Raw genomic sequence first — 3757 nt, forward strand, 5'->3', positions numbered from 1 at the left:
ACGAGACGCTGCGGATGCTGTTGCACGAGGCACGGGAGCTGGAGGGCCGGCACCAAGTCACCTGGTCTCCGCCGCTCTTCCCGGCCTTGCTGGAGCAGGCCAGCTCGCTCTTCTCGGGCGCCGCGCTGCCGGGCAAGGCGTTGGATCTGCTGCGCGAGCTGGCCGCCGACCACGGGGGCAAGGGGAGGGAGCTCGACGTCGGGCTGCTCTTCGAGCACCTCTCGCGCAGGACGGGCCTGCCGGACTTCCTGCTCCACCCCCACAAGAAGCTGGAGCCGGCCGACGTCCACGCGGCCCTCTCGCGCAAGGTGATGGGCCAGCCGGCGGCGGTGGAGGTGGCGTGCGATCTCATCGCGCGCATCCACTCCGGGCTCACGGATCCCCGCCGCCCCTACGGCGTCTACCTCTTCACCGGCCCCACGGGCACCGGCAAGACGGAGCTCGCCCGCGCGCTGGCCGGCTACCTGTACGGGGATGCGTCCCGCATGGTGCGGCTCGATATGGCCGAGTTCCAGACGACGGACGCCGTCGCGCGGCTCACCGGTGACGCCTGGCAACCCGAGGGCCGGCTGACGCGGCTGATTCGCGAGCAGCCCTTCTCGCTCGTGCTGCTCGATGAGATCGAGAAGGCCCACCCGGCCCTGCTCAACCTGCTGCTCCAGACGTTCGACGAGGGCCGGCTGACCGACGCCTCGGGCGAGACGGCGGACTTCACGCACACCGTCATCGTGATGACGAGCAACCTGGGGGCCCGCCAGAAGCCGACGGTGGGCATTGGCCCCCGGGACCCCCGAGCCCTGGCGCTCGACGCGGACCGGGCGGTGCGCGAGTTCTTCCCGCCCGAGCTCTTCAACCGCATCGACCACATCGTGCACTTCTCGCCGCTCTCCCGGGAGTCGGGGGAGAAGGTGGTGGAGAAGGAGCTCGCGCGGCTGCTGTCGCGGCAGGGGTTGACCTCGCGCAACATCTTCGTGTCCGCCGACGAGGCGGTGAAGCGTCGCATCGTCGAGGAGGCCTTCGACGCCCAACTCGGCGCGCGTCCGCTCAAGCGCTACCTGGAGGAGAAGGTCGGTCAGGCCCTCTCCGAGGCCATCATCCGCGGGCCCCAGTCCCTGCTGCGGCTCTTCCAGCTCTACACCCGCGAGGACCGCTTCGAGGTGCAGGCCGACGCGCTCGTGTCCCGTGAGCCCGCCACCGAGGGGTTCGCGCTCGAGCCGCTCCTGGCGCTGCCCGTGGCCCGGCTGCGCGAGAAGGCGCTCGAGGCCCGCGAGGAGGTGCGGCGGATGCGGCACAGCCACGCGCTCGGCACGCTGTCCGAGCAGGTCCGCTTCCACCTCGAGCGGCTCCAGGCGGGTGAGCGCGAGCACGCCGAGTCGCTCTACACGCTCGACGCGATGCGGCTGTACCTCGAGGACTTCGCGGCGCGGCTGGAGTCCCTCGCGCAAGCGCCCGAGGAGACGGCGCGGGAGATGATCGAGGTCGAGCGCTTCGGAACCCTGGAGCGGCGCAGCTCGGTCAGCAGCCAGGGAGAGAGCATGCGCGTGCGGCTCTTCGACCGGCGCGCCCTGGAGCCGGTGAAGGCCGTCTCCCGCGAGCGGATGCTCGATGCGCTGGCGGAGGTCTACTTCCTGCAACGCGTCCTGCGCGAGCTCTCCAGTCCGGATCAGCATGTGGTGACGCTGGAGCTGCTCCCGCTCGGGCAGTGGCGGCATGGTGCGGCCGCTGGCTCCCTGCTCACCGCGTGGCTCTGCGAGGCCTATGCCGGCGCACGAGGCGAGGTGGAAAGCTTCGCCGCCCATCTCCCCGGAGGCTCCGGGGTGTCGGGTGGCCCCCGGCAGCTCCAGGAGTTCCACGGCTCGCCGCTGGAGCCCGTCCACGTCGCGATCAAGTTGGTGGGTCCGGGCGTGCGTCCCTTCTTCGAGGGAGAGGGCGGGCTGCACGTCTGGCAGTCCTCGGGACGGCTCCCGGAGGTGGTGAAGGTCCGCGTCCACGAGGCGAGCGCACCGGAGCCGGCGAGGCTGTTGGAGCTGCACGCCGCGAAGCTCCGGGCCTTCCATGAGGCGCGCCAGACGAGTGTGAGCCCGCTGCCGGAGGATCCCGAGGCGGCTGCCCCGGTGGTCCGCGCCTACCGCTTCGAGCCGCCCTCCCGTCCGGGCGAGGTGTCGGTGCTGGAGCTCGACGACTACCTGCTTACCTATAGTGGCAGCCACCGGGTCCGGTCCCCCGCGGAGGCCCTGCCGAGCCTGTGGCGGTTGCGGATGAGTCAAAACCCCCATGAATGACAAGAGCCTTCGCGTCTACTTCACCACCCACCACGATGGCCGGCTGACGGGGCAGTTGCTCCCGGTATGGGACAGCTTCTTCGACGACCCGCCCCCGTCCGCCTACGGCGCCAGCGAGGCCGAGGTCTACGCCCTGCTGGAGCTGCAGGTGCGGCAGCTGCAACTCGACGAGGCGGCCTCGCTCGAGCGCTTCCTGTGGGAAGAGTCCCTGCAAGCGCGGACGATCACCGTGGAGGTGCATCCGCAGACCGTGCACAAGAAGCGGCCGGTGATCGCCAAGGCGCTCGTCCCGCTGAAGCTGACGTACGTCTACGGGAAGATGGAGAGCGGTACCTGGCGCGTGAGGGTGCCTCGCTTCGGCTGGTCCTTCGTGATCGAGGAACTCTCCATTGTTCGCGAGGTGCTGCAGAACGCGCTCACCACCGCGCTGCTCGGCGAGAAGCCCAAGGGGCTCTACGACTTCCGCCACGAGGGCGAGGAGTTCGTCCGGAGCTGGGACCCGGGCGAGCTGGTGCGGGACGCCCGGCGCGGCGACCACGAGGAGCCTTCGCCCGCGGTGCTCAACCAGATCGGCGAGGAGCTGACCTCGCGCGCGCTGGGCGCACGGCAGCCGGCGCTGGTCTATGACGGGCACACCCTGGGAGTCTTCCTCTCCTACGTGCTGCACCGGCCGCCGGTGTCGCTCCTCCTCGTGGGGGGCCCGGGCGTCGGCAAGACGAGCTGGGTGCTGCAACTGGCGCGGCTGCTCGCGGAGCGGCGGCGCGAGGCGAAGGACAACCGGAAGGTGCATTTCCCGAGGATCTGGCGTACCAGCGCCGAGCGCATCGTGGCCGGCATGGTGTACCTGGGCATGTGGCAGGAGCGCTGCCTGAAGATCATCGACGCGCTCTCGTTCGAGAACGACTACCTCTACGTCGACCGCCTCACCTCGCTCCTGGCGCCGCAGCCGGACGGCTCGTCGATGGGGGATCTGCTCCTCCCGTCCGCGATGAGCGAGGAGATCTCCCTCATCGCCGAGTGCACCGAGGCCGAGCTGGAGCGCTGCCAGCGCCGCTTCCCGGAGGCCCTGCGCCCCTTCCGCATCATCCGCATCGAGGCGCCCCCGGCCTCGCTGGTGCCGGAGTTGATGCAGCGCTACCAGGGCACCAGGCGCAGCCGCGTGAGCATCCACCCCGTGGGCCTTCGGCAGCTCGTCGGGCACCTGGAGATGTTCCAGCGCGACAGCCTGTTCCCGGGAAAGGCGTACCGGTTCCTGGACTGGCTCGACCAGCAGGGCGAGCGCGGCAAGGCCCGGACGCTCTACCCGCACGATGTCTCCGAGGCCTACGCGCGCTACACCGGGCTGCCGCTCCAGCTCATCAGCGATGAGATCCCCGCCGAGCAGGCCACGCTCGCGGCGCAACTGAAGCAGGGCGTCCTCGGGCAGGACCGGGCCTGTGAGCAGGCCGCGGGCGTACTCGCGCGGTTCAAGGCGG

The 3757-nt window shown here is 70.6% G+C and carries 1 protein-coding gene and 1 pseudogene; both read left to right on the plus strand.

Features of this window, described 5'->3' with window-relative positions; translation table 11 throughout:
• Nucleotides 1-2282, plus strand: a 2282-nt coding sequence (locus tag VF697_RS00190; protein ID WP_331091026.1) for an AAA family ATPase, incomplete at its 5' end; no start/stop codon positions are given.
• Nucleotides 2275-3757: pseudogene (locus tag VF697_RS00195) on the plus strand (ATP-dependent Clp protease ATP-binding subunit); the annotation flags it as partial. The gene VF697_RS00190 and the pseudogene VF697_RS00195, both read left to right, overlap by 8 nt.

Source organism: Archangium sp. (assembly GCF_036388035.1).
In the GTDB taxonomy this organism is placed as follows: Bacteria; Myxococcota; Myxococcia; order Myxococcales; family Myxococcaceae; genus Archangium.